Source organism: Macrococcus hajekii, assembly GCF_004359505.1.
GTDB lineage: Bacteria > Bacillota > Bacilli > Staphylococcales > Staphylococcaceae > Macrococcus > Macrococcus hajekii.
The window spans coordinates 931746-950206 of sequence record NZ_SCWE01000001.1 but is presented as its reverse complement, the minus strand read 5'-3'; the positions used below and the strand labels follow the sequence as shown (position 1 = coordinate 950206).

The 18461-nt window shown below is 38.7% G+C and carries 20 protein-coding genes; 12 read left to right on the top strand and 8 right to left on the bottom strand.

All coding sequences use genetic code 11. The features are described from left to right. The first annotated feature begins 3 nt into the window (after positions 1–3). The 3 genes from ERX37_RS04985 (at position 4) to ERX37_RS04975 (ending at position 4133) form a co-directional block, all read left to right on the top strand. Entirely contained in the window at positions 4–1077 is a 1074-nt protein-coding gene (locus ERX37_RS04985) for an ABC transporter ATP-binding protein (protein ID WP_133429535.1), read from the top strand. Then, on the top strand, positions 1077–2222 hold the full coding sequence (locus ERX37_RS04980; RefSeq protein WP_229713085.1) for an ABC transporter ATP-binding protein: 1146 nt from the start codon (positions 1077–1079) through the stop codon (positions 2220–2222). Before ERX37_RS04985 ends, ERX37_RS04980 begins: the two co-directional genes overlap by 1 nt. 240 nt (positions 2223–2462) lie before the next feature. Further along, complete coding sequence (locus tag ERX37_RS04975) at positions 2463–4133, top strand: peptide ABC transporter substrate-binding protein (RefSeq protein WP_133429534.1); 1671 nt, start codon at positions 2463–2465, stop codon at positions 4131–4133. Between the two features lie 81 nt (positions 4134–4214). Here the strand turns inward: ERX37_RS04975 and trpS are convergent, their stop codons facing one another. Next, positions 4215–5207 (bottom strand): tryptophan--tRNA ligase, encoded by a 993-nt coding sequence (trpS, locus tag ERX37_RS04970; protein ID WP_133429533.1) that lies wholly within the window; start codon positions 5205–5207, stop codon positions 4215–4217. Positions 5208–5467: 260 nt separating this feature from the next. Between trpS and spxA the strand changes: the two genes are divergently transcribed. The 4 genes from spxA (at position 5468) to pepF (ending at position 9549) form a co-directional block, all read left to right on the top strand. After that, positions 5468–5863, top strand: coding sequence for a transcriptional regulator SpxA (gene spxA / locus ERX37_RS04965; protein ID WP_133429532.1), 396 nt, complete (start codon positions 5468–5470; stop codon positions 5861–5863). A 101-nt stretch (positions 5864–5964) separates the two neighbouring features. Continuing rightward, complete coding sequence (gene mecA / locus ERX37_RS04960) at positions 5965–6639, top strand: adaptor protein MecA (RefSeq protein ID WP_133429531.1); 675 nt, start codon at positions 5965–5967, stop codon at positions 6637–6639. A 71-nt stretch (positions 6640–6710) separates the two neighbouring features. Beyond that, complete coding sequence (locus tag ERX37_RS04955; RefSeq protein ID WP_165981966.1) at positions 6711–7688, top strand: competence protein CoiA; 978 nt, start codon at positions 6711–6713, stop codon at positions 7686–7688. Between the two features lie 46 nt (positions 7689–7734). After that, a complete protein-coding gene (gene pepF / locus ERX37_RS04950; protein ID WP_133429529.1) occupies positions 7735–9549 on the top strand; it encodes an oligoendopeptidase F in 1815 nt (604 codons plus the stop codon). Between the two features lie 234 nt (positions 9550–9783). Here the strand turns inward: pepF and ERX37_RS04945 are convergent, their stop codons facing one another. Genes ERX37_RS04945 through ERX37_RS04935 form a run of 3 tightly spaced genes read right to left on the bottom strand, consistent with a single transcriptional unit; the run spans position 9784 to position 11584 of the window. Next, complete coding sequence (locus tag ERX37_RS04945; RefSeq protein ID WP_133429528.1) at positions 9784–10569, bottom strand: DsbA family protein; 786 nt, start codon at positions 10567–10569, stop codon at positions 9784–9786. A 15-nt stretch (positions 10570–10584) separates the two neighbouring features. After that, the gene (locus ERX37_RS04940) at positions 10585–10953 is read right to left on the bottom strand and encodes a globin domain-containing protein (protein ID WP_133429527.1); all 369 of its coding nucleotides are present in this window, start codon (positions 10951–10953) and stop codon (positions 10585–10587) included. A 43-nt stretch (positions 10954–10996) separates the two neighbouring features. Beyond that, complete coding sequence (locus tag ERX37_RS04935; protein WP_165981965.1) at positions 10997–11584, bottom strand: CYTH domain-containing protein; 588 nt, start codon at positions 11582–11584, stop codon at positions 10997–10999. Positions 11585–11704: 120 nt separating this feature from the next. Here ERX37_RS04935 and ERX37_RS04930 point away from each other — a divergent pair, with 120 nt between their 5' ends. Genes ERX37_RS04930 through ERX37_RS04920 form a run of 3 tightly spaced genes read left to right on the top strand, consistent with a single transcriptional unit; the run spans position 11705 to position 13499 of the window. Continuing rightward, a complete protein-coding gene (locus ERX37_RS04930) occupies positions 11705–12052 on the top strand; it encodes a UPF0738 family protein (RefSeq protein WP_133429525.1) in 348 nt (115 codons plus the stop codon). Positions 12053–12066: 14 nt separating this feature from the next. Beyond that, a complete protein-coding gene (gene yjbM / locus ERX37_RS04925) occupies positions 12067–12690 on the top strand; it encodes a GTP diphosphokinase (RefSeq protein ID WP_133429524.1) in 624 nt (207 codons plus the stop codon). 11 nt (positions 12691–12701) lie between these two features. Next, complete coding sequence (locus ERX37_RS04920) at positions 12702–13499, top strand: NAD kinase (RefSeq protein WP_133429523.1); 798 nt, start codon at positions 12702–12704, stop codon at positions 13497–13499. A 455-nt stretch (positions 13500–13954) separates the two neighbouring features. On the opposite strand, the gene ERX37_RS04915 is transcribed toward ERX37_RS04920, so the two are convergent. The 4 genes from ERX37_RS04915 to ERX37_RS04905 all read right to left on the bottom strand — a co-directional run bounded on the left by ERX37_RS04915 (position 13955) and on the right by ERX37_RS04905 (position 17782). Beyond that, positions 13955–14623, bottom strand: coding sequence for a hypothetical protein (locus ERX37_RS04915; RefSeq protein ID WP_133429522.1), 669 nt, complete (start codon positions 14621–14623; stop codon positions 13955–13957). Beyond that, on the bottom strand, positions 14623–15858 hold the full coding sequence (locus ERX37_RS04910) for a tyrosine-type recombinase/integrase (RefSeq protein ID WP_133429521.1): 1236 nt from the start codon (positions 15856–15858) through the stop codon (positions 14623–14625). The genes ERX37_RS04915 and ERX37_RS04910 overlap by 1 nt, the downstream gene beginning before the upstream one ends. A 721-nt stretch (positions 15859–16579) precedes the next feature. Next, entirely contained in the window at positions 16580–16714 is a 135-nt protein-coding gene (locus ERX37_RS11705) for a hypothetical protein (protein WP_268234311.1), read from the bottom strand. A 48-nt stretch (positions 16715–16762) separates the two neighbouring features. After that, positions 16763–17782, bottom strand: a complete 1020-nt coding sequence (locus tag ERX37_RS04905; protein ID WP_133429520.1) for a helix-turn-helix domain-containing protein — start codon at positions 17780–17782, stop codon at positions 16763–16765. Positions 17783–17925: 143 nt separating this feature from the next. On the opposite strand from ERX37_RS04905, the gene ERX37_RS04900 reads away from it, so the two are divergent. Further along, complete coding sequence (locus ERX37_RS04900) at positions 17926–18177, top strand: helix-turn-helix transcriptional regulator (protein ID WP_133429519.1); 252 nt, start codon at positions 17926–17928, stop codon at positions 18175–18177. Continuing rightward, complete coding sequence (locus ERX37_RS04895) at positions 18174–18440, top strand: helix-turn-helix domain-containing protein (RefSeq protein WP_133429518.1); 267 nt, start codon at positions 18174–18176, stop codon at positions 18438–18440. Before ERX37_RS04900 ends, ERX37_RS04895 begins: the two co-directional genes overlap by 4 nt. Positions 18441–18461 lie beyond the last annotated feature (21 nt).

Here is an 18461-nt window from a genome sequence, read left to right as displayed (position 1 = left end):
TAAATGGCACAAAGAATTTTAGAAGTGAGAAACCTGAAAGTTTCCTTCGATATCCATGCCGGAGAAGTACAGGCTGTACGTGGTGTAGACTTTCATTTAGATAAAGCAGAAACACTTGCAATTGTGGGAGAATCAGGTTCAGGGAAATCGGTAACAACTAAAGCGATTATGCGTTTATTACCATCACCACCCAGCCGTATTAAAGAAGGTCAAATTCTTTTTGATGGCAAGGACTTAGCGAAGCTGTCAGAAAAAGAAATGCAGAAAGTCCGTGGTAAAGATATCTCAATGATTTTTCAGGATCCAATGACATCACTGAATCCTACGATGAAAATTGGTAAGCAGGTTATGGAACCACTTATTAAGCACCAGAAGTTATCTAAAGCAGATGCAAAAGCACGCGCACTTGATATTCTTCGCCTTGTAGGATTACCGAATCCTGAAGGTCGTTTTAATAACTATCCACACCAATTCTCGGGTGGTCAGCGTCAGCGTATTGTAATCGCGACAGCACTGGCTTGTGACCCGAAAGTCCTCATTGCAGATGAGCCGACGACAGCACTTGATGTGACGATCCAGGCACAGATACTTGAACTGATGAAAGATCTCCAGAAGAAGATTGATACCTCTATCATTTTCATTACACACGATTTAGGTGTTGTAGCAAACGTAGCGGACCGTGTAGCAGTAATGTACGGGGGTCAGATTGTTGAAACAGGTACTGTTGATGAAATCTTCTACGACCCTAAACACCCTTATACTTGGGGCTTACTCTCTTCCATGCCAAGCCTTGATACAGCACAGGAGACAGAACTTAAAGCTATTCCCGGGACACCACCTGACTTGATTAAACCACCAGTGGGTGATGCCTTTGCACGTCGTTCAGATTATGCGCTGCAGATTGACTTTGAGCAGGAGCCACCTTGGTATCAAGTATCACCGACACACTTCGTTAAATCATGGCTGATGGATCCGCAGGCACCTAAAGTAGATCCTCCTGAAATGGTGAAGATGAAACAGAGAGATTTACCAGGCCGATTCGATCAGCCAAGACAAGTAGAGGGGGTTAGTTTCTAATGCGTGAAGAATTGAAAAATGATCGTCACCCTGATTCTTATCAAGAACGTACAATTGAAGACGGGCCATTAGTCGTTGACCATACAGAACTCACTGAAACAGCAGAACAGTACTCTAATAGAGAACTGAACAAGACAGAACTCTCTGAACAGGAGAGACAATCCGCAGGTCATACAGCTCACTACGGTGATGGTAAAGAAAAATTAATTGAAGTTCGTAACTTAAAACAATATTTTAATGTCGGAAAAGCAAATGAAGTCAAAGCGATTGATGATATTTCATTTGATATCTATAAAGGTGAAACGTTAGGTCTCGTAGGTGAATCAGGCTGTGGTAAATCAACAACGGGTCGTTCACTTATTAAGTTGTATGATGCAACTGGTGGACATGTTTACTTTGATGGTACAGATGTGCAGTCCATTAAACGCAAAAAAGATTTGCTTAAATTTAACCGTCGTATGCAGATGATCTTCCAGGATCCATATGCATCCTTAAACCCACGTTTAAAAGTCATGGATATTGTAGCAGAAGGTATTGATATTCATAAGCTGGCAAAAAATAAGCAGGACCGAGCGAATCGTGTGTATGAGCTGCTTGAAACAGTAGGTCTGAACAAAGAACATGCGAACCGTTACCCGCATGAATTCTCAGGTGGACAACGTCAGCGTATCGGTATCGCTCGTGCATTAGCAGTAGAACCTGACTTTATCATTGCTGATGAACCAATCTCTGCCCTTGACGTATCTATCCAGGCGCAGGTCGTTAACTTAATGCAGCGCCTGCAGAAAGAACGCGGCATTACATTCCTGTTCATCGCCCATGATTTATCGATGGTTAAATACATCTCAGACCGAATCGGTGTAATGTACTTCGGTAAACTGGTAGAAATCGGACCTGCTGATGCGATTTACAATAATCCATTACATGAATACACTAAATCTTTACTGTCTGCGATTCCATTACCAGATCCAGAAAGTGAAAGAACACGCGTACGTCGTACATATAATCCTGACGTTCATGCTTATTCTGATGATGATGTACTGGAATTACGCGAAGTAGCACCAGATCACTATGTCTATTGCTCACCAGCAGAATATGAAATGCATAAAGCAAATTATAACCACCAGACAATGGCAACTTTATAAAACCATATCCTTCTGGATATGGTTTTCTTATAAATTAATATGAAAAAAAATGCATATTAATAATAATGTAAGCGTTATACTATTTAAAAAATAAGGTTATACTGTATGATTATAAAATTTAAATAATTCTAAAATATTTAAAAAAAGTATTGCAACTGCTAGCTGGTTAAAATATAATAAATACAAATCTTCTGAAAATTTAAACAGATTGATTTTCATCAAACAATAGGGGGCACATTCATGAAGAAGAAAAGTTCATTATTTCTGGCATCATTAATCGCAGTATCAGGTTTTACAGCTGCATGTTCAGCAGGTGGCGGAGATAGCAAAGATGCGGGATCAAGTTCAAATAGCTCAGGTGGCTCAGGAGACAGTAAGCAAGTCTTGAACTTATACTGGGGTTCAGATATTCCTTCAATGGATAGTTCACTTGCGACTGACCAAGTATCATTTGATACATTCAACCAGGTAATGGAAGGCTTATATACACTTGATAAAGATGATAAAGCGATTCCAGGTGTCGCTGAAGGGGAGCCTGAAATTTCTAAGGACGGCAAAACTTGGACAATTAAATTACGTAAAGATGCAAAATGGTCTAATGGTGATCCTGTAACGGCTAAAGATTTTGAATTTGCTTGGAAGCGAACAGTAGATCCTAAAACAGCAGCAGAATATGCTTACATCATGTATGATGTTAAAAATGCTGAAGCAATCAACTCAGGTAAAATGAAGCCGGAAGAATTAGGTATTAAGGCAATCGATGATAATACACTTGAAATTCAATTAGAAAAAAATGTGCCTTATTTTAAAGAACTTTTAGCATTTGCTACTTTCTTGCCTCAAAATGAAAAGTTTGTAAAAGAAAAAGGCGATAAATATGGTACAACTAAAGAAAATACACTTTACAATGGACCATTTGTATTAAATGAATGGAAAACTGAAGAAAAGTTCCAGTTAGTTCCTAATAAAGAATATTGGGATAAAGACAAAGTGAAACTCGATGAAGTTAACTATGCAATTATCAAAGACCAGCAGACTTCATTAAACTTATATACTACTGGTAAACTTGACCGTGTTGGTTTAACGGCTGAACAAGTTTCTAAATACAAAAAGGATCCTGACTTCTCTACTGAATTACAATCATCTGTATACTTTATTCGTATCAATCAACAAAAAAATAAAGATTTACAAAATAAAAACTTACGTTTAGCATTAGCAAAATCAATTGATAAAGAGAAATACGTTAAAACATTATTAAATAATGGTGCTAAAGCTACAGATTATTTAACTCCAGGTGAGTTCACGTTAGACAAAGACGGTAAAGATTTCAATGAAGGTGTGAAATCTCCGCTTAACTACGACAAAGAAGAAGCTAAAAAGGCTTATGAAACAGCTAAGAAAGAACTTGGCAAAGATAAGTTTAATATCGAGTTATTAACTTATGATGCAGATACATCTAAGAAAGATGCTGAGTACTTTAAAGAACAGATTGAAACAAATCTTCCTGGTACAAGTGTCACAATTAAGCAACAGCCTTTCAAACAAAAACTTGATCTTGAATCTAAAGGTAACTATGACATTTCATTCGCTGGCTGGGGTCCTGACTATCCAGACCCAATGACATTCCTTGATATGTTCGTTACAGATGGACCACATAACCAAACAGGTTATTCTAATAAAGAATATGATCAGTTGATAGATCAAGCTAGAGGGCCATTACTTGATGACACTGATAAGCGCTGGACTACAATGCAAGAAGCTGAAAATAAGTTTTTAGATGATGCAGTAATTATTCCAATGTTCCAAAAAGGTGTGGCTCGCTTAACTCAACCACATGTTAAAAACTTTGTTACTCATAAGTTTGGCGGTGACACTACGCTTAAAGAAACTTATGTTGAAGGCAAAAAATAATAATTTTCAGGAGCAATCATGTGATTGCTCCTTTTTTTGTATACAAAAAGACGATGCGTTTAATACGCATCGCCTGATATGTTATTTACGTTTACGGCCAAGCCCCATTGCGTTTTCCATTTTTTTCAGCATTTTATTTGCTTTAAAAGCCGCTTTTTCAGCTCCGCGGTCAAGTATGGCATCTAGTTCTTCTGATTCCATATAGTGATGATATTTATCCTGGAACTGTGTGATGAATTCTGATACGACTTCAGCTAAATCTGCCTTGAAGTCTCCGTATCCTTTATCTGCATAGCGCATTTCTAAGGAAGCAATTGATTCTCCACTGAAGATAGAGTAGATAGTCAGCAAGTTGGAAACCCCCGGTTTGTTTTCTTTATCAAATTTGACCACGCCATCAGAATCTGTGACAGCGCTCTTGATTTTCTTTTTAACTGTTGCAGGAGGGTCGAGCAGAGAGATAAATCCTTTAGTGTTCGTATCTGATTTACTCATCTTCTTCGTGGGTTCCTGTAAACTCATCACGCGGCCACCGACTTTTGGCATTCTGACTTCTGGTATTGTCAAAATATCGTTGTAACGTGTATTGAAGCGTTCTGCAAGGTCACGCGTCAGCTCGAGATGCTGCTTCTGATCATGGCCTACTGGTACAATTTTAGTGCCATAAAGCAGAATATCTGCTGCCATCAGTGGCGGGTAAGTCAGCAGTCCTGCAGGTATACCATCTTTACGGTCTTTTGCTTTATCTTTGAACTGAGTCATGCGTTCCAGTTCACCGATTGTGGCGATAGATGTCAGCATCCAGCCGGCCTGTGCGTGTGCAGGGACTTCTGACTGTATGAATAATGTTGATTTCTCAGGGTCAATACCACTCGCCAGATATAGAGCGGCGAGTGAGCGGATGTTCTGACGCAACTGCATCTTATCCTGTGGCACTGTAATGGCGTGCTGGTCAACGATACAGAAGTAGCAGTCATAATCATCCTGTATCTCAACGAATTGTTTTAAGGCACCGATATAGTTACCAATTGTCGGTATCCCGCTCGGCTGAATGCCAGAGAATAAAGTTTCCATAAAGTGATCTCCTTTAACATGTTTTATTCATTGTACACCATTTCACGTTGAGGTTAAATATGGCGGACTTGAGAAAAGTTTCGCTAAATTCATATTTATTTGTTTTTTCTCATTTAATTTTCATTTTCATTCATTATAATATAGACATAGGGTTGATAGATGAAATTCACTGCTTCAGGTTTAAAGACTTGACAGCAGGGAATAGAGAATTAAAGTATTCATCATTAATCTTAATAAAACGATATAGGAGTGTGAGATGTATGGTAACATTATTTACTTCACCAAGTTGCACATCTTGCCGTAAAGCGAAAGCATGGTTACAAGAACATGATATTCCGTATACGGAGCGCAATATTTTTTCAGAGAACTTAACTATTGATGAGATAAAAGCCATTTTACGCATGACTGAGGACGGGACAGACGAAATCATCTCGACTCGTTCTAAAACTTTCCAAAAATTAAACGTTGATATCGACGCCCTTCCTTTACAGGAATTATATGAAATCATCCAGCAGAATCCAGGTTTATTACGCCGTCCGATTATTTTGGATGAAAAACGCTTACAGGTCGGTTATAACGAAGATGAAATTCGTCGTTTCTTACCTCGTAAAGTCCGTACATTCCAGCTGCTTGAAGCACAACGTATGGTTGACTAAGCTGCCTCTTATGAGGTAGCTTTTTTTAAATCATATTATTATGCTTTTATGGGTAGGTATAATACAATATATATACTACTCATCAGTAAGGAGGTATCGGGATGAGAATAGAACGTGTCAATGAATCGACTATTAAATTCTATCTGACTTACCACGATATTGAAGAACGAGGGTTCAGGCAAGATGATTTATGGATGAACCGTCGTAAAGGTGAAGAATTTTTCTGGTCCATGATGGAAGAAATCAATGAAGAGGAAGAATTCGTTGTTGAGGGACCGCTTTGGATTCAAGTTCATGCATTCGATAAAGGAATTGAATTTGTCGTTACAAAATCCAAGCAAGATGATTTTATGCATTTACCTGAAGAGGAATCAAACGATCAGCTTGAATATCAAGTCAATGAATATTTAAATAAGGCACTGGAACATGATCAAGGTGTAGCGGAATTACTGGATCGCGCAGCTGACAGCAAGAAACCTGAGACACAGCATGAAGTCATCGCATCATTTGCAAGTCTGGATGAACTGATTCAGTTCAGTCACGCAGTGTCGATTGATATAGATATGGAAGACTTATTATATATGCATGATAACCATTACTATTACTATGTTCATTTTGACGAACGCGCTTCGACAGATGATATGGATACTTTTGTGGCACATTTATTCGAATATGCTGAGCCGGCACAGATGAATCAGATGATGCTGGATGAGTATGGTAAGGTCATCATGAGCCATGACGTCAGACGTCAAGTCCGTAATTATTTCGCACAGTAATTTACACAAATGATAGAATCTTTAAAAATAATATGTGGCACTCTCTACGATTATTAAGTAGGGGGTGCTTTATGTTAATTGCAGTGAGTCTATCAGGTGTCTATACACCAGCTGACCATGCCTGTACCAGCGAGCAGTATCGTTGTCCTGTCTGCCTGAAACCAGTCGTTCTGAAAAAAGGACGATACAAGATTGCCCATTTCTCTCATCAACGAATTATCGATTGCTATAAGTCGACCTATAAGACTGAGTCTCTCGCTCATCTGCAAGGGAAACATCAGCTTTATAATATGTCGAGAGGACTGCAGGTCGATATGGAATATTATTTGAGTGACATTGAACAAATTCCGGATATTCTGATTGAACGGCGTCTCGCTGTAGAACTGCAGCTCTCTGTTATACCGGTCGATGCCATTATCAGAAGGAGTGCCGGCTATAGACGGCTCGGTATGGACGTCATCTGGATTGCTGATGAGCTGAAACTGACGAAACAGGGAGACGTATTGAAGCTGACAGCCTTTCAGCGCTCGTTAGTAGAGACATCTCGTATGCAGCTGTACAGCTTCGACAGTGAGCAGAATATATTTTACTGTTATCAGCTGACTGAACTCACATCTGATCTCCAGATGCGTTATATAAGAAGCGAAATTCAGACAGTGGCAGATTTTACCGCTGTTAGAGGACAGCTGAGCGCTTGCATCGCTCTTTCAAATCACCAGAAAAAAGGATTTATCAGACAATGTCTGAAGCAGAAGGATGTACGTGAACCGACGCTCAGTGCACTTTATCAGCTGCGTATCCAACACCAGCAGCTACCTGCTTCAATAGGTATTGTCGTACCGCTCCAGTTCTTCATCAGGACACATCCTATCACCTGGCAGAGTCAGTTACTGCTCGCACTTAAACAGCAGACTTTCTCTGTGCAGGCATTTGCCGTTCAGCTGGAATATTACGGCGTCAATGATGTCACGATGACGAGTGAAGAGCTGACTGCAGCGCTTATTCGTCAGTATTCAGCTGCATACAATAAATTATACGTGCAATATTGACTGAAAAATGAGAAAATTGAAACAAACGACTAACGGAGGTATTCTAATGACAGAGCTAATAACAAGAGCAGAACAGAAATTAGAGGATACATGGGATTTAACAACTATCTTTAAAGATGACGGGGCATTTGAGGCGGCATTTAAGGAGACAGAATGCTATATGGGCCGCGAAGAAGAAGTGAAAGGTCATCTTGGAGATAGTGCAGAGACATTGTACGAGGCACTTACACTAGACAGTGAGATTGATGAGAAACTCGGCAAGGTTTATACATATGCGCATCTCAAGCACGACCAGGATACATCAGATGCACATTATGCCGGCATGGAGCAGCGTGCTGCCTCACTTGCCGCTCAATTATCCAGTGCCTGGAGCTTTATGCTGCCGGAACTGATGACGATTGATGAAGAGAAGATTAAACAATTTATTCAGGAGAAACCTGAACTTGAACGCTATCAATTTGATCTTGAACGAATCATGAAGAAGAAAGCACATGTTCTGTCAGATAAGGAAGAAAAGATTCTGGCTGAAGCAGGTGAAGCACTGTCTACGCCGAGTAATGTTTTCGGCATGTTCAACAATGCAGACCTGACATTTAATGATGTTGAAGATAAGGACGGCAATAAGCATCCATTATCTCAAGGGACTTACAGCAAGTATCTGGAATCTGACGACCGCGTACTGCGTGAGAATGCATTTAATGAAGTGTACCGTGCATATGGCCAGTTCAACAATACATTGTCACAGACACTAGGTGGTAAAGTGAAGTCTGCCATTTTCTCAAGTAAAGTCAGACATTACGATTCACCACGTCAGCAGGCACTGATGAATAATGATATTCCTGAGGCCGTGTACGATAATCTGATTAAAACGATTCATAAATATTTACCGCTTCTTCACCGCTATACTGCACTGCGTAAAGAGATGCTCGGCCTTGATGAAATGAAGATGTTCGATATGTATACACCACTCGTCAAAGATGAGAAGTTTGAAGTGACATATGAAGAAGCAAAGAAATGGATGCTGGACTCTCTTAAACCGATGGGCGAGGAATACACATCAGTTATTGAAGAAGGGCTGAACAATCGCTGGGTCGATATTTATGAGAATAAAGGCAAGCGAAGCGGTGCATATTCATCAGGTACGTATGGCACGAATCCATTCATTCTGATGAACTGGACAGATAGCGTCAATAATCTCTTTACGTTGACACATGAGTTTGGCCATTCTGCACACAGCTATTTCTCTCGAAACAATCAGCCGTCTAATCTGTCAGGCTACTCTATCTTCGTTGCAGAGGTCGCATCTACATGTAACGAGGCGCTGCTTGCTCATCATATGTACAACAATCTGACGGACGAGAAGAAGAAACTTTACCTGCTTAATTATCAGCTTGAGGGCTTTAAAGGAACGGTCTTCAGACAGACGATGTTCGCTGAATTCGAGCATCTGATTCACACACTGGGGCAGAATAATGAACCACTGACAGGTGAACGACTGAATCACGAATACAGTGAACTGAATAAGAAGTATTACGGTGATGCGGTTGTGACTGATGACAATATCGCTAAAGAATGGAGCCGTATCCCTCATTTCTACTACAATTATTATGTGTACCAGTATGCAACTGGTTATAGTGCAGCAATGGCGCTCAGCAACCAGATTCTGACAGAAGGCGCATCTGCCGTAGAGCGTTATATCGATGCATTCCTGAAAGCAGGTAGTTCCGACTATCCGATTGAAGTGCTGAAAAAAGCAGGCGTAGATATGACGACGAGTGAGCCGATTGAACAAGCATGTCAGGTCTTCGAACAACGCCTTGACGAGTTTGAACGCTTGATTAAGAAGATGTACCGTCAATAAAGCGTTTACAATATGACAAAAATGTGAAAACGAGCATAATCGATTGCCTGTCACTATAAATCATGATATATTACGAATATGAAATTTATCACATACCAAACATACCCCTTTGTTTGAGTGAAAATTTCTCCCATCCCCTTTGTTTAAAAGACCGTGTATACAGACACGGTCTTTTTTTTTGTCTTTTTTTAGCCTATAAAAATAACGCTATACCTAAAGGCACAGCGTTATGGGTTATGAACTGCTTTTCAGTTGCCAGTACTTCGTATCTAAATAGGTCACTTCTTCGATTTTACTCATCAGCTTCAGCTTCTTCAGTTCGCGTTCCAGTATTTTAGCAGGCCATTCATAGATGATTTCAAGTTCATGAGCACTGACCAGTTTGTTCTGCGCGATATAATCAAGCAGTGCTGGAGGCAGCTCTTTCTCAATATCCATGTCGATTAATTCATTTAAGATATACGTATAGATAGCGTAAGGCTGGACGCCTTCAACTTTCAGACCGTCATCCTCATAGTTTTCATTAAAGAAAACGAGGGTAGGAGACATCGACACTTCCATCTCTCTTGCGATATGCTGATCAATTTTCAGGGAATTAGTGACATGCGTGCTTCTAATATCCTCAGCATATGTATCGAGATCTAAGTTTGCTTTTTCAGCAGACTGCATCAGAAGATCACGTGTAATGATATCATTCTTCGTCATCGTCTCATTCTGAAGGAAGCGCAGGAACATCGCTGCTTTCTTGCGTCCCTGTAATTCAGCTGCTTTATAGGCGAGGGCGATATTATCATCTTCAGTTGTGCTCTGTGCCTGACATTTCGTTAAAATACGAAGCGTCGGCAGCAGAATATGTTTGATCTCAACATACTGATTATATTCAATCTGCAGCTTGCGTAAAATTGATTTCAGTTCGAAGCTCTCTTTACAGAAAGGATCGAAAAAAGAATAGATCTCAATCTTTTTGAGTGGCTGCAAAGGTATATTTGTCTGACAATCTATGACCTGTAACTGTTTCATGCTTTCACCTACATTTTAATCTTCAGTATTCACCATATGGGCCGCAGTCATTTCCAGGCGCTGTAATATGAATGATCTGAGTTCACTGTTCATCTCGAAATCGTTTAGTGCGCGGGTCATATTCTCAACCCAGGCATCACGTTCGAATGGTGTGATTCTAAAAGAAAGATGGCGCATTCTGAGCATTGGGTGACCATGTTCCTCTGTATAGAGCGCAGGGCCTCCTAAAAATTGAGTCAAAAATTGCTTCTGTTTACGGGCAGTCTCTTCAAAATCTCCTGGAAAGAGATGATTAATTCTCGTATCTGCTTCTACATAATAGTAGAAGCGATCGATGACTGCATACAATGTATCTTGTCCGATTGCTTCATAAGGTGTTGACATCTTCATCTGTCCTTTACATTAATATATCACTTATACGGGAATATTAAAGTGATTTGCTTGTAAGCGCTTCATATCTTGCGTAAAATCGTTGGACTTTATTGAGCGGTTTTTTGGACTGAATGCCTTGCTGCGCGAGGAAAGTCTCGAATTTATCAAGCCCTGAATCATAATCAGGTACTTCATATTCAAGCTCATAGTCTTCTGTATCTAGATAGTGACTCGCATCCAGTACAAGCAGACCCCCTTCATAAGGTATCTCACGTCTTTCAGTTGATAATGCGCCGACGATAAAGAGCTGATCCACAGCAATATGTCGTTCTTCGAGCTGTTGTCTGATGTTGGCCGGCACTTTGTCAGCATTGATCGCTTCTTCATCAAGCATCGCTGCATCAATCGGGCCGTGATACTCCATGATGCCCACTGCCTGAGGTACTTTCAGTGTCATCATAAGCGTATCCCCGGTATCGCGTATACGGAGCGCGATATGATGGCTCGCAATAGCATGATCCTCTGTATCGATATAGAAGTTAGTCTGCGTAATGACTGGTGCTTTACTGAAATAAGTGTTCTTCAATCGATTGTATACCGGATAATCAATGATGTTTTTAAATTCAATCTCTAGTTCTTCCACGAGATCCCTCCTCAATAATTTTATTATGGCGGACAATTTAATTTAAGTAAAGTGAGAGAGGTAGCGCTATATTCAATGCCTTTTTTATGATAAAATATGAATGTTAAAGGAGAGGGTAAAATGAATTTACATGTCAATGAAATTAAATTAGTAGATGATCAAGTTCATGTCTTTACAGCGGAGGAACCACTCGACCAGCTGACTGCAACAGGACAGATGATCACAGATAGCGACCATTTCCAGTTCGTTTATCAGCTGGATGACGGCACAGCCTACCAGCATCTGCGCTTCGTAGAGGAAACGTGGCCGATGATGAATGACTATAAGGATAAGGAATGGCTGTTATATGGCACAGTGAAACTTGAACGCTTCACTGAGGAGTTCGAACTTTTACTTGATAACATTAAAGATAACCATAACTACGGCAAAGCCTTTACTGAAAAAGTGGAAGAGGTTTTCGCACTATAAAGGGGTGATCCCATATGAACCAGTGGGACATATTTTTAGCGCCTTATAAACAGGCCATTGATGAATTAAAGATGAAACTGAAGGGTATCCGGAAACAGTATCAGAGTGCCGGGCTGTCATCACCGATCGAGTTTGTGACGGGTCGGGTCAAACCGATTCCAAGTATTATCGAAAAAGCAAGTCAGCGCGAGATCCCTTTTGACAGGCTGTCAGAGGAGATGTATGATATCGCAGGCTTAAGGCTGATGTGTCAGTTCGTCGACGATATCGATACTGTAGTCGGTCTCCTGAAGAGTCGCAATGACTTTGAGGTCGTTGAAGAGCGTGATTATATCAAGGAAACAAAGGAGAGCGGGTATCGCTCTTATCATGTTATCATCCGCTATCCGATAGAGACTTTAAACGGGCAGAAATTCATTCTCGCGGAAATTCAGATACGGACGCTTGCGATGAATTTCTGGGCGACGATTGAGCACACGCTGCGCTATAAATATGACGGCGTGTATCCGCCGGAGATTCAGAACCGGCTTGAACGTGCGGCAGAAGCGGCCTATCTACTCGATCAGGAGATGTCTGAGATCCGTGAAGAGATCAAGGAGGCCCAGAAATTTTATTCTGAGCAACGAAGTGAACGATAAGGAGACGGGCTATGAAGTTTGCGATTTTATCAAAAGGTGATTCCAAAAGTGATGCACTAAAACAGAAGATGATCAGTTATATGAAGGATTTTGATCTGACTGAAGATCAGGAAGAACCGGATATCGTTATTTCAGTCGGTGGTGACGGCACATTGCTGCAGGCTTTCCATACATACAGCCATCGCCTGGATGATGTCAGTTTTGTCGGTATCCACACGGGTCATCTAGGTTTCTATGCAGACTGGCTGCCTCATGAAGTGGAGAAGCTGGTCATCGCGATTAAAAATGAACCGATTCTGCGCATTGAATATCCGCTCATCGAAGTCATCGTCCGCTATGCACAAGGCAGAGAGACACGTTTTCTGGCACTAAATGAAGCGACGATTAAGACGCATAACGGTGCGACGCTCGTTGTAGATGTAGATATTCGAGGTCAGCATTTTGAACGCTTCAGAGGAGATGGACTCTGTCTCTCTACACCGAGCGGCTCTACTGCCTATAACAAGGCGTTAGGCGGTGCCTTGATGCATCCTTCTCTTGAGGCGATGCAGATGACAGAGATTGCTTCAATCAATAATCGGGTCTTCCGTACGGTCGGTAGTCCGCTTGTTTTGCCTAAGCACCATACATTACACGTCACACCCGTCAATAAAGGGAAATTCCTGCTGACGGTCGATCATATTACGAGTGAACATCAAGGTATTCAGTCTGTCCAGTACCGTGTCGCAGATGAAAAAATAAAATTTGCACGTTTCAGACCGTTTCCCTTCTGGAAACGCGTTCATGATTCGTTTATTGCGAGTGAATAATAATTAAAATTAAAATAATCCTTTAACAACAAGCGTTAGAGGATTATTTTTAGTGATTTTTGATATCAGAAAGGGCAGAAAAAGGGCAAACTTGTTTAACTACTGGATACGCTGAGAGATAATCATGTGATTTTTAAGAGTTGTGCAGTCCTAAAATAGGGTAGCATCTACCTGGTACAGAGCAGATCAGCGTAAACAATCCTTACGCATAACCTGGGCGATTGATAGAGGGATGGAGCCAGTCCAAATTTGGGCTGGCTAGTGTAAGAGGTAGTAAATAATACTTACGCCTTTAAATAAGAATAGAAAGAATATTTCGACCTTATGAGGAAAGAACTCAAAAATTAATTTTCATTCTTTTCAGTATAGCTGATACTCAGCTTCATCTGATCTATAAAAGCCTCTGTTGATTTATCTATTAATAGGTCTGGGAAGTTTTCGTTGTATTTTTCTCCTTACTTATTCTCTTTTATTTTCATAATTTCATCAGAAAAATTATTTAAAAGCTTTAAATATTCTTCGAAATTTTCTTTGTGTTTATTTAAAGCTTTATTCTTTTCTGTAAGACCTAAAGGAACGATACGTTGTAAGATAGAATCAGTTTCAATAGTTTTATCTAATAAATCAAAGATGTAAATAATTTTTGATCTTTCGATTTCAGTTAAATATAGGTAGTACTCAGAATCTATAAATTTTTCAAGTTTCTCTTTTGCGTTATAAAAATTATTCATTTCTTCTGATGATATTATTAATTCATTATCATCAAACCATTTAAATATTGTTAACGCTGCTAAAGCACCGCCTACATTTGCCTTATTGATATCACTTGTAACTTTATTTAATGTTTCTAAATATCTTATTTTACTTTTAATAATATTTTCATTCTTTTGTTCATTAATTTGTTTCTCTACTGCTTCTATCGCTGCTTCTCCAGAAATTTTTGCACCTATGTAAGATCCTCCGAATGTGGCAAATAATCCTAAAAAACTAATAATAAGAGTATAAGCCCCTAAGTCTCCTGCTGAATACATTAAATTCATTGCACTCCCATAACTAATAACAATCAATAAAAAAAGAATGATAAATATTATAACGAGTAAATACTTATAAAATTTGTCTTTCATTATTTATTCACCGCTTCTAGCTTAGTCATCATATCTTTATCCATCTGCTCAGTCACATGGCTGTATATCTGTAATGTTGTCTTATGGTCAGTGTGGCCAACTCTATCCATTATGGCCCGTAGTGATATACCCAGCTGACTTAATAAAGAAATATGGCTATGTCGTAACGTGTGGGTGGTTACGTGTTTTTTAATCAGTTGCTTACCCTGGTCATCCTTAATATCTTCAATAGCCAGCTTGATGTTACGGTTTATAGAAGAAAGACCCATAGGATTGCCGAAGTGATTGGTAAATATAAACCCTCTATCTGTATATTCATTCTCCCACTGTACAGCTTTCTTATTCTCTAGCATAACCTTACGCAATATGTCACAGCTTCTATTCGTCAGCGAGATAGTTCTATAGGATGCCTCTGTCTTTGTCGTGTCCTTGATGCCATGGCCACCTTTATCATGAATCCAGTGAATCGTTCCATCAATCTCCAGCGTCTGAGCTTCAAAGTCAATATTTTCTGGCTGTATAGCTAACAGTTCTCCTATACGCATGCCATTTAGAGCCATGAACTCCACTATATAAGCACTCATCATATTAGAACGGATATAGCTCCCGGCTCTCTTCTTGCTGGCCATATCGTTTAGCTTATCAACTATCATCATGATCTCGTTCATTTCAAGATAGTTCTCTCTTTTAGCTTTAACTTCTTCTCGAGTCTTTGCTTGTTTAGGTATCTGTACATCATCAAGATAAGATATATCAGCCAGCTTATATTTTTTCTGTAGATATTTCATTATATTTTTAATGATGCTCATAGAGTCCTTGACGCCTTTATAGCATATATTATCATTTATCAGGTTATCTATTAGATGCTGAAAGGTAGTAGCGTTCATGCTCTTAACTAATATGTCGCTGTCTATGCTTCGCTTGATATGATCTACTCGATGATATTTTGTTGTGATGGTGGACCGCTTAGACCCCGATATTATTTTATAGTTGTTAAACCATTCATCACATGCCTGGTGAAAGGTCAGTGTCTTAAGTGATGCTGGTGTCTTATCATTCAGCTTCTCCTTAATCTTCTCTTCTAACCGCTTCTTAGCTTCTCTCTGTGATGGCTTAGTGTCTTTGTTCATTACCACGCTGACACGTCTCCATTTCTCTGTTAACGGGTCCTTGTACTTCTCATAGAAGCGGTATTGTTCTTGGCCATCCTTATTAATAAATGATTCACTCCACATACATGACACCACCTTATATAGTATGCCTGGCCACAATAGAAGCGGTCAGATTGTTAATAGTTTGACTGTTTAATTTTAGAGCAGTGAAAGAGTAATGTCTTTGCAATATGTCCAGATTTGGACGCATTGCATTAGATGGGTACAGTTTTGTACTGATCTATTGGCAACGTTATTTTGTTTATACATTTTTGTGTAAGTAATGCTGTTAGTCAAAAAAGACTCACAGTTAAACGCAAAATTGCGTTGACGTAATTATATATTTGAATACGCTCAAATCTGAGTACATCTACAAGGCTCAACTTTGAGCTTAGTATTGTATTTGTACGAGCTCAAACATGAGTGGGCAGCTTAACTTCGTCAAAATCATCGGTATTACTAAAGCGCTCCCCAAAATTGGGGCATCCTTGAGGAAAATTATCCTACAGTCCTCAAATGTGAGGGCTATATAACTGCTGATTAGAGTGCTTCAAGGGTCGATGATATTCATGAGTCTTCTGTTCTTACTTAATTTGGATAACGGAATTTTGCATTTTCTAAATGATAGGGTGTAAGGATTCGTTACAACCTAACCTGGAGTACTTCAAGCATATCGACTTCTAAGAGCAATCATTCTACAAGGGGAGCGGTGAAATACCGATTCCTATTGATACCAACCATACCGCAACATTTTTACAAGTGTAGTTATAAATACGCTTGTAGGCTGTGCTTTATATGCACACCCTCAGAAGCGGTTAAAAAAGGCCATAACAAAAAGACTTAGCTTAACAGGAAAGTCAAAACGGCCGTTATTTACTTGTGATGGTTGATTAAGTGATGCAATGCCAGGGCTTTTTAATTGCTGTGCTGTCCGCTTCATGTTGAGCCTCCTTATACTCTATAGATAATTAATAAGAGTTTTCTCCTTTTATTTCTGGTTATTTCTTATGATTTCTAAGTTATCTTGAAGTAAGATTTCGATTTCTTCTTTAGTAACTTTACCTTTTCCGTTATTTTTTTTGATTAAAAGATTAATGGATTGGCTTAAATCTTGAGATTCTTTATCAATAAATGATTTGAATTTATAATCATTTAAACGATTAAAATCGTTATTTTTAGAATATATTTTTAAATTTGTATTTATTGTATTTTGTAGATTATTTTTATATCTTACCTTTAATAATTGATCATATATTTCATCAGGATATTTATCCATTAACAGTCTAAGGTCATGATCGGCTTGTAATAAAATATCATGAATTTCATTTTCTAAATCTGGATTTATAGTTACTTTTTCTGTATCGAAATAAATTTTTTGATTGTCAGATATATTATATTCAGCACTTTCTATATGTTCACTTTTTTGAAAACTTCTAAAATAATTGATTGTTTCATTCAATTTATATAGCGTACTAAAGATAAAATTAGAATTACATTTAACCTCTGTCACATAAGCTTCAATAAATAAATTTACTATGGATCTAGTATAAAAAGCATAGATTGTTTTTTCATTAAGTGATTTAACCGAACGATATTGTATTAGAAATTCGTCTATTGTTTTACAATTATTAAAGACATGAGATTCAGAGAGAATGTGTTTAACTCCAGCTAAAAGAAACCTTTCACGCATTTCATCATTAAAGTACCTTAATGCTCTGCCGGTATGAGTGTTTTGAGGGTAGAACTTTAATAAATCATTATAGATAGTATTTCCCACATCTTTTAACTTCTTATCTTCTCCATAAAGTAATTCTTCCACAGTTAAACCACTGAGATCAGCTATTATTTTGAGGCGTTCTGCACTAGGTATTGAAGTACCTTGTTCCCATTTAGAAACAACTGATTTATTTGCAAAATTTATTTTCTTACCAAATTCCTCCATAGTCATTCCTAACTTAAGACGTATATTTTTAATGGTATTACCAAGGTTTTTTTTATCTACTTCCATAGAGTCCTCCTTCTTATTCAAATATATTATACATAACAAAACAAATTATAGAAACAAAATGTTTCTTAAAGTATCATATAATGTTTGACTAAGAATCACTAGTATGTTATTTTTGTTTCATAAAGTATCGAAAGGAGGATGTTATGAAGAATATTTTAAGATACCGAAAGTTTTTATGTTTAACTCAGCAAGACATGGCTCAGTTTTTAAAAATATCAGTTCAAGCTTATCGTAATAAAGAAAGTGGGAGATCGTCATTTAATGATTCTGAAAAAATCAAAGTTAGACAGTTATTTAGAAAGGAAGGCCTCACCGATTTAACGATTGATGATATTTTTTTTAACGAAGTGGTTTCGCAAAGTATCGTTAGCAATAGTGAGGAGGTGAAACAATGAGTAACTTAGCAATTATGCCAACACCACAAAATACGGTGATGGATGAAAGAGAAGTTAAGGCAATAGAACCTCGTTTTGCAAAGGTTGCGACCCTGGCCAAAATTTATAACGTCTCTAAGACAACCGTTTATAGATGGCTGAAAGAAGCGGAACAGTCACAGGAATGGCCGAAGTTATTTATAGAAGTCACATCGTCGCTTACGCTGGTTAACTTAGAAGAATTTGAGCGTTATCTGTATACCAAACATCGCAAGTACCTCTAAATGATTATTTAAGAAACTTAG

Excerpts from the sequence above, each read along its gene's own strand:
- ERX37_RS04895 (WP_133429518.1), top strand. The coding sequence starts at position 18,174 with ATGAGTAACTTAGCAATTATGCCAACACCACAAAATACGGTGATGGAT.
- ERX37_RS04940 (WP_133429527.1), bottom strand. The coding sequence starts at position 10,953 with ATGTCAACACCTTATGAAGCAATCGGACAAGATACATTGTATGCAGTC.
- pepF (WP_133429529.1), top strand. The coding sequence starts at position 7,735 with ATGACAGAGCTAATAACAAGAGCAGAACAGAAATTAGAGGATACATGG.
- ERX37_RS04985 (WP_133429535.1), top strand. The coding sequence starts at position 4 with ATGGCACAAAGAATTTTAGAAGTGAGAAACCTGAAAGTTTCCTTCGAT.
- mecA (WP_133429531.1), top strand. The coding sequence starts at position 5,965 with ATGAGAATAGAACGTGTCAATGAATCGACTATTAAATTCTATCTGACT.
- spxA (WP_133429532.1), top strand. The coding sequence starts at position 5,468 with ATGGTAACATTATTTACTTCACCAAGTTGCACATCTTGCCGTAAAGCG.
- ERX37_RS04910 (WP_133429521.1), bottom strand. The coding sequence starts at position 15,858 with ATGTGGAGTGAATCATTTATTAATAAGGATGGCCAAGAACAATACCGC.
- ERX37_RS04955 (WP_165981966.1), top strand. The coding sequence starts at position 6,711 with ATGTTAATTGCAGTGAGTCTATCAGGTGTCTATACACCAGCTGACCAT.
- ERX37_RS04915 (WP_133429522.1), bottom strand. The coding sequence starts at position 14,623 with ATGAAAGACAAATTTTATAAGTATTTACTCGTTATAATATTTATCATT.
- ERX37_RS04920 (WP_133429523.1), top strand. The coding sequence starts at position 12,702 with ATGAAGTTTGCGATTTTATCAAAAGGTGATTCCAAAAGTGATGCACTA.
- ERX37_RS04900 (WP_133429519.1), top strand. The coding sequence starts at position 17,926 with ATGAAGAATATTTTAAGATACCGAAAGTTTTTATGTTTAACTCAGCAA.
- ERX37_RS04930 (WP_133429525.1), top strand. The coding sequence starts at position 11,705 with ATGAATTTACATGTCAATGAAATTAAATTAGTAGATGATCAAGTTCAT.
- ERX37_RS04980 (WP_229713085.1), top strand. The coding sequence starts at position 1,077 with ATGCGTGAAGAATTGAAAAATGATCGTCACCCTGATTCTTATCAAGAA.
- trpS (WP_133429533.1), bottom strand. The coding sequence starts at position 5,207 with ATGGAAACTTTATTCTCTGGCATTCAGCCGAGCGGGATACCGACAATT.
- yjbM (WP_133429524.1), top strand. The coding sequence starts at position 12,067 with ATGAACCAGTGGGACATATTTTTAGCGCCTTATAAACAGGCCATTGAT.
- ERX37_RS04905 (WP_133429520.1), bottom strand. The coding sequence starts at position 17,782 with ATGGAAGTAGATAAAAAAAACCTTGGTAATACCATTAAAAATATACGT.
- ERX37_RS04945 (WP_133429528.1), bottom strand. The coding sequence starts at position 10,569 with ATGAAACAGTTACAGGTCATAGATTGTCAGACAAATATACCTTTGCAG.
- ERX37_RS11705 (WP_268234311.1), bottom strand. The coding sequence starts at position 16,714 with ATGAAGCGGACAGCACAGCAATTAAAAAGCCCTGGCATTGCATCACTT.
- ERX37_RS04975 (WP_133429534.1), top strand. The coding sequence starts at position 2,463 with ATGAAGAAGAAAAGTTCATTATTTCTGGCATCATTAATCGCAGTATCA.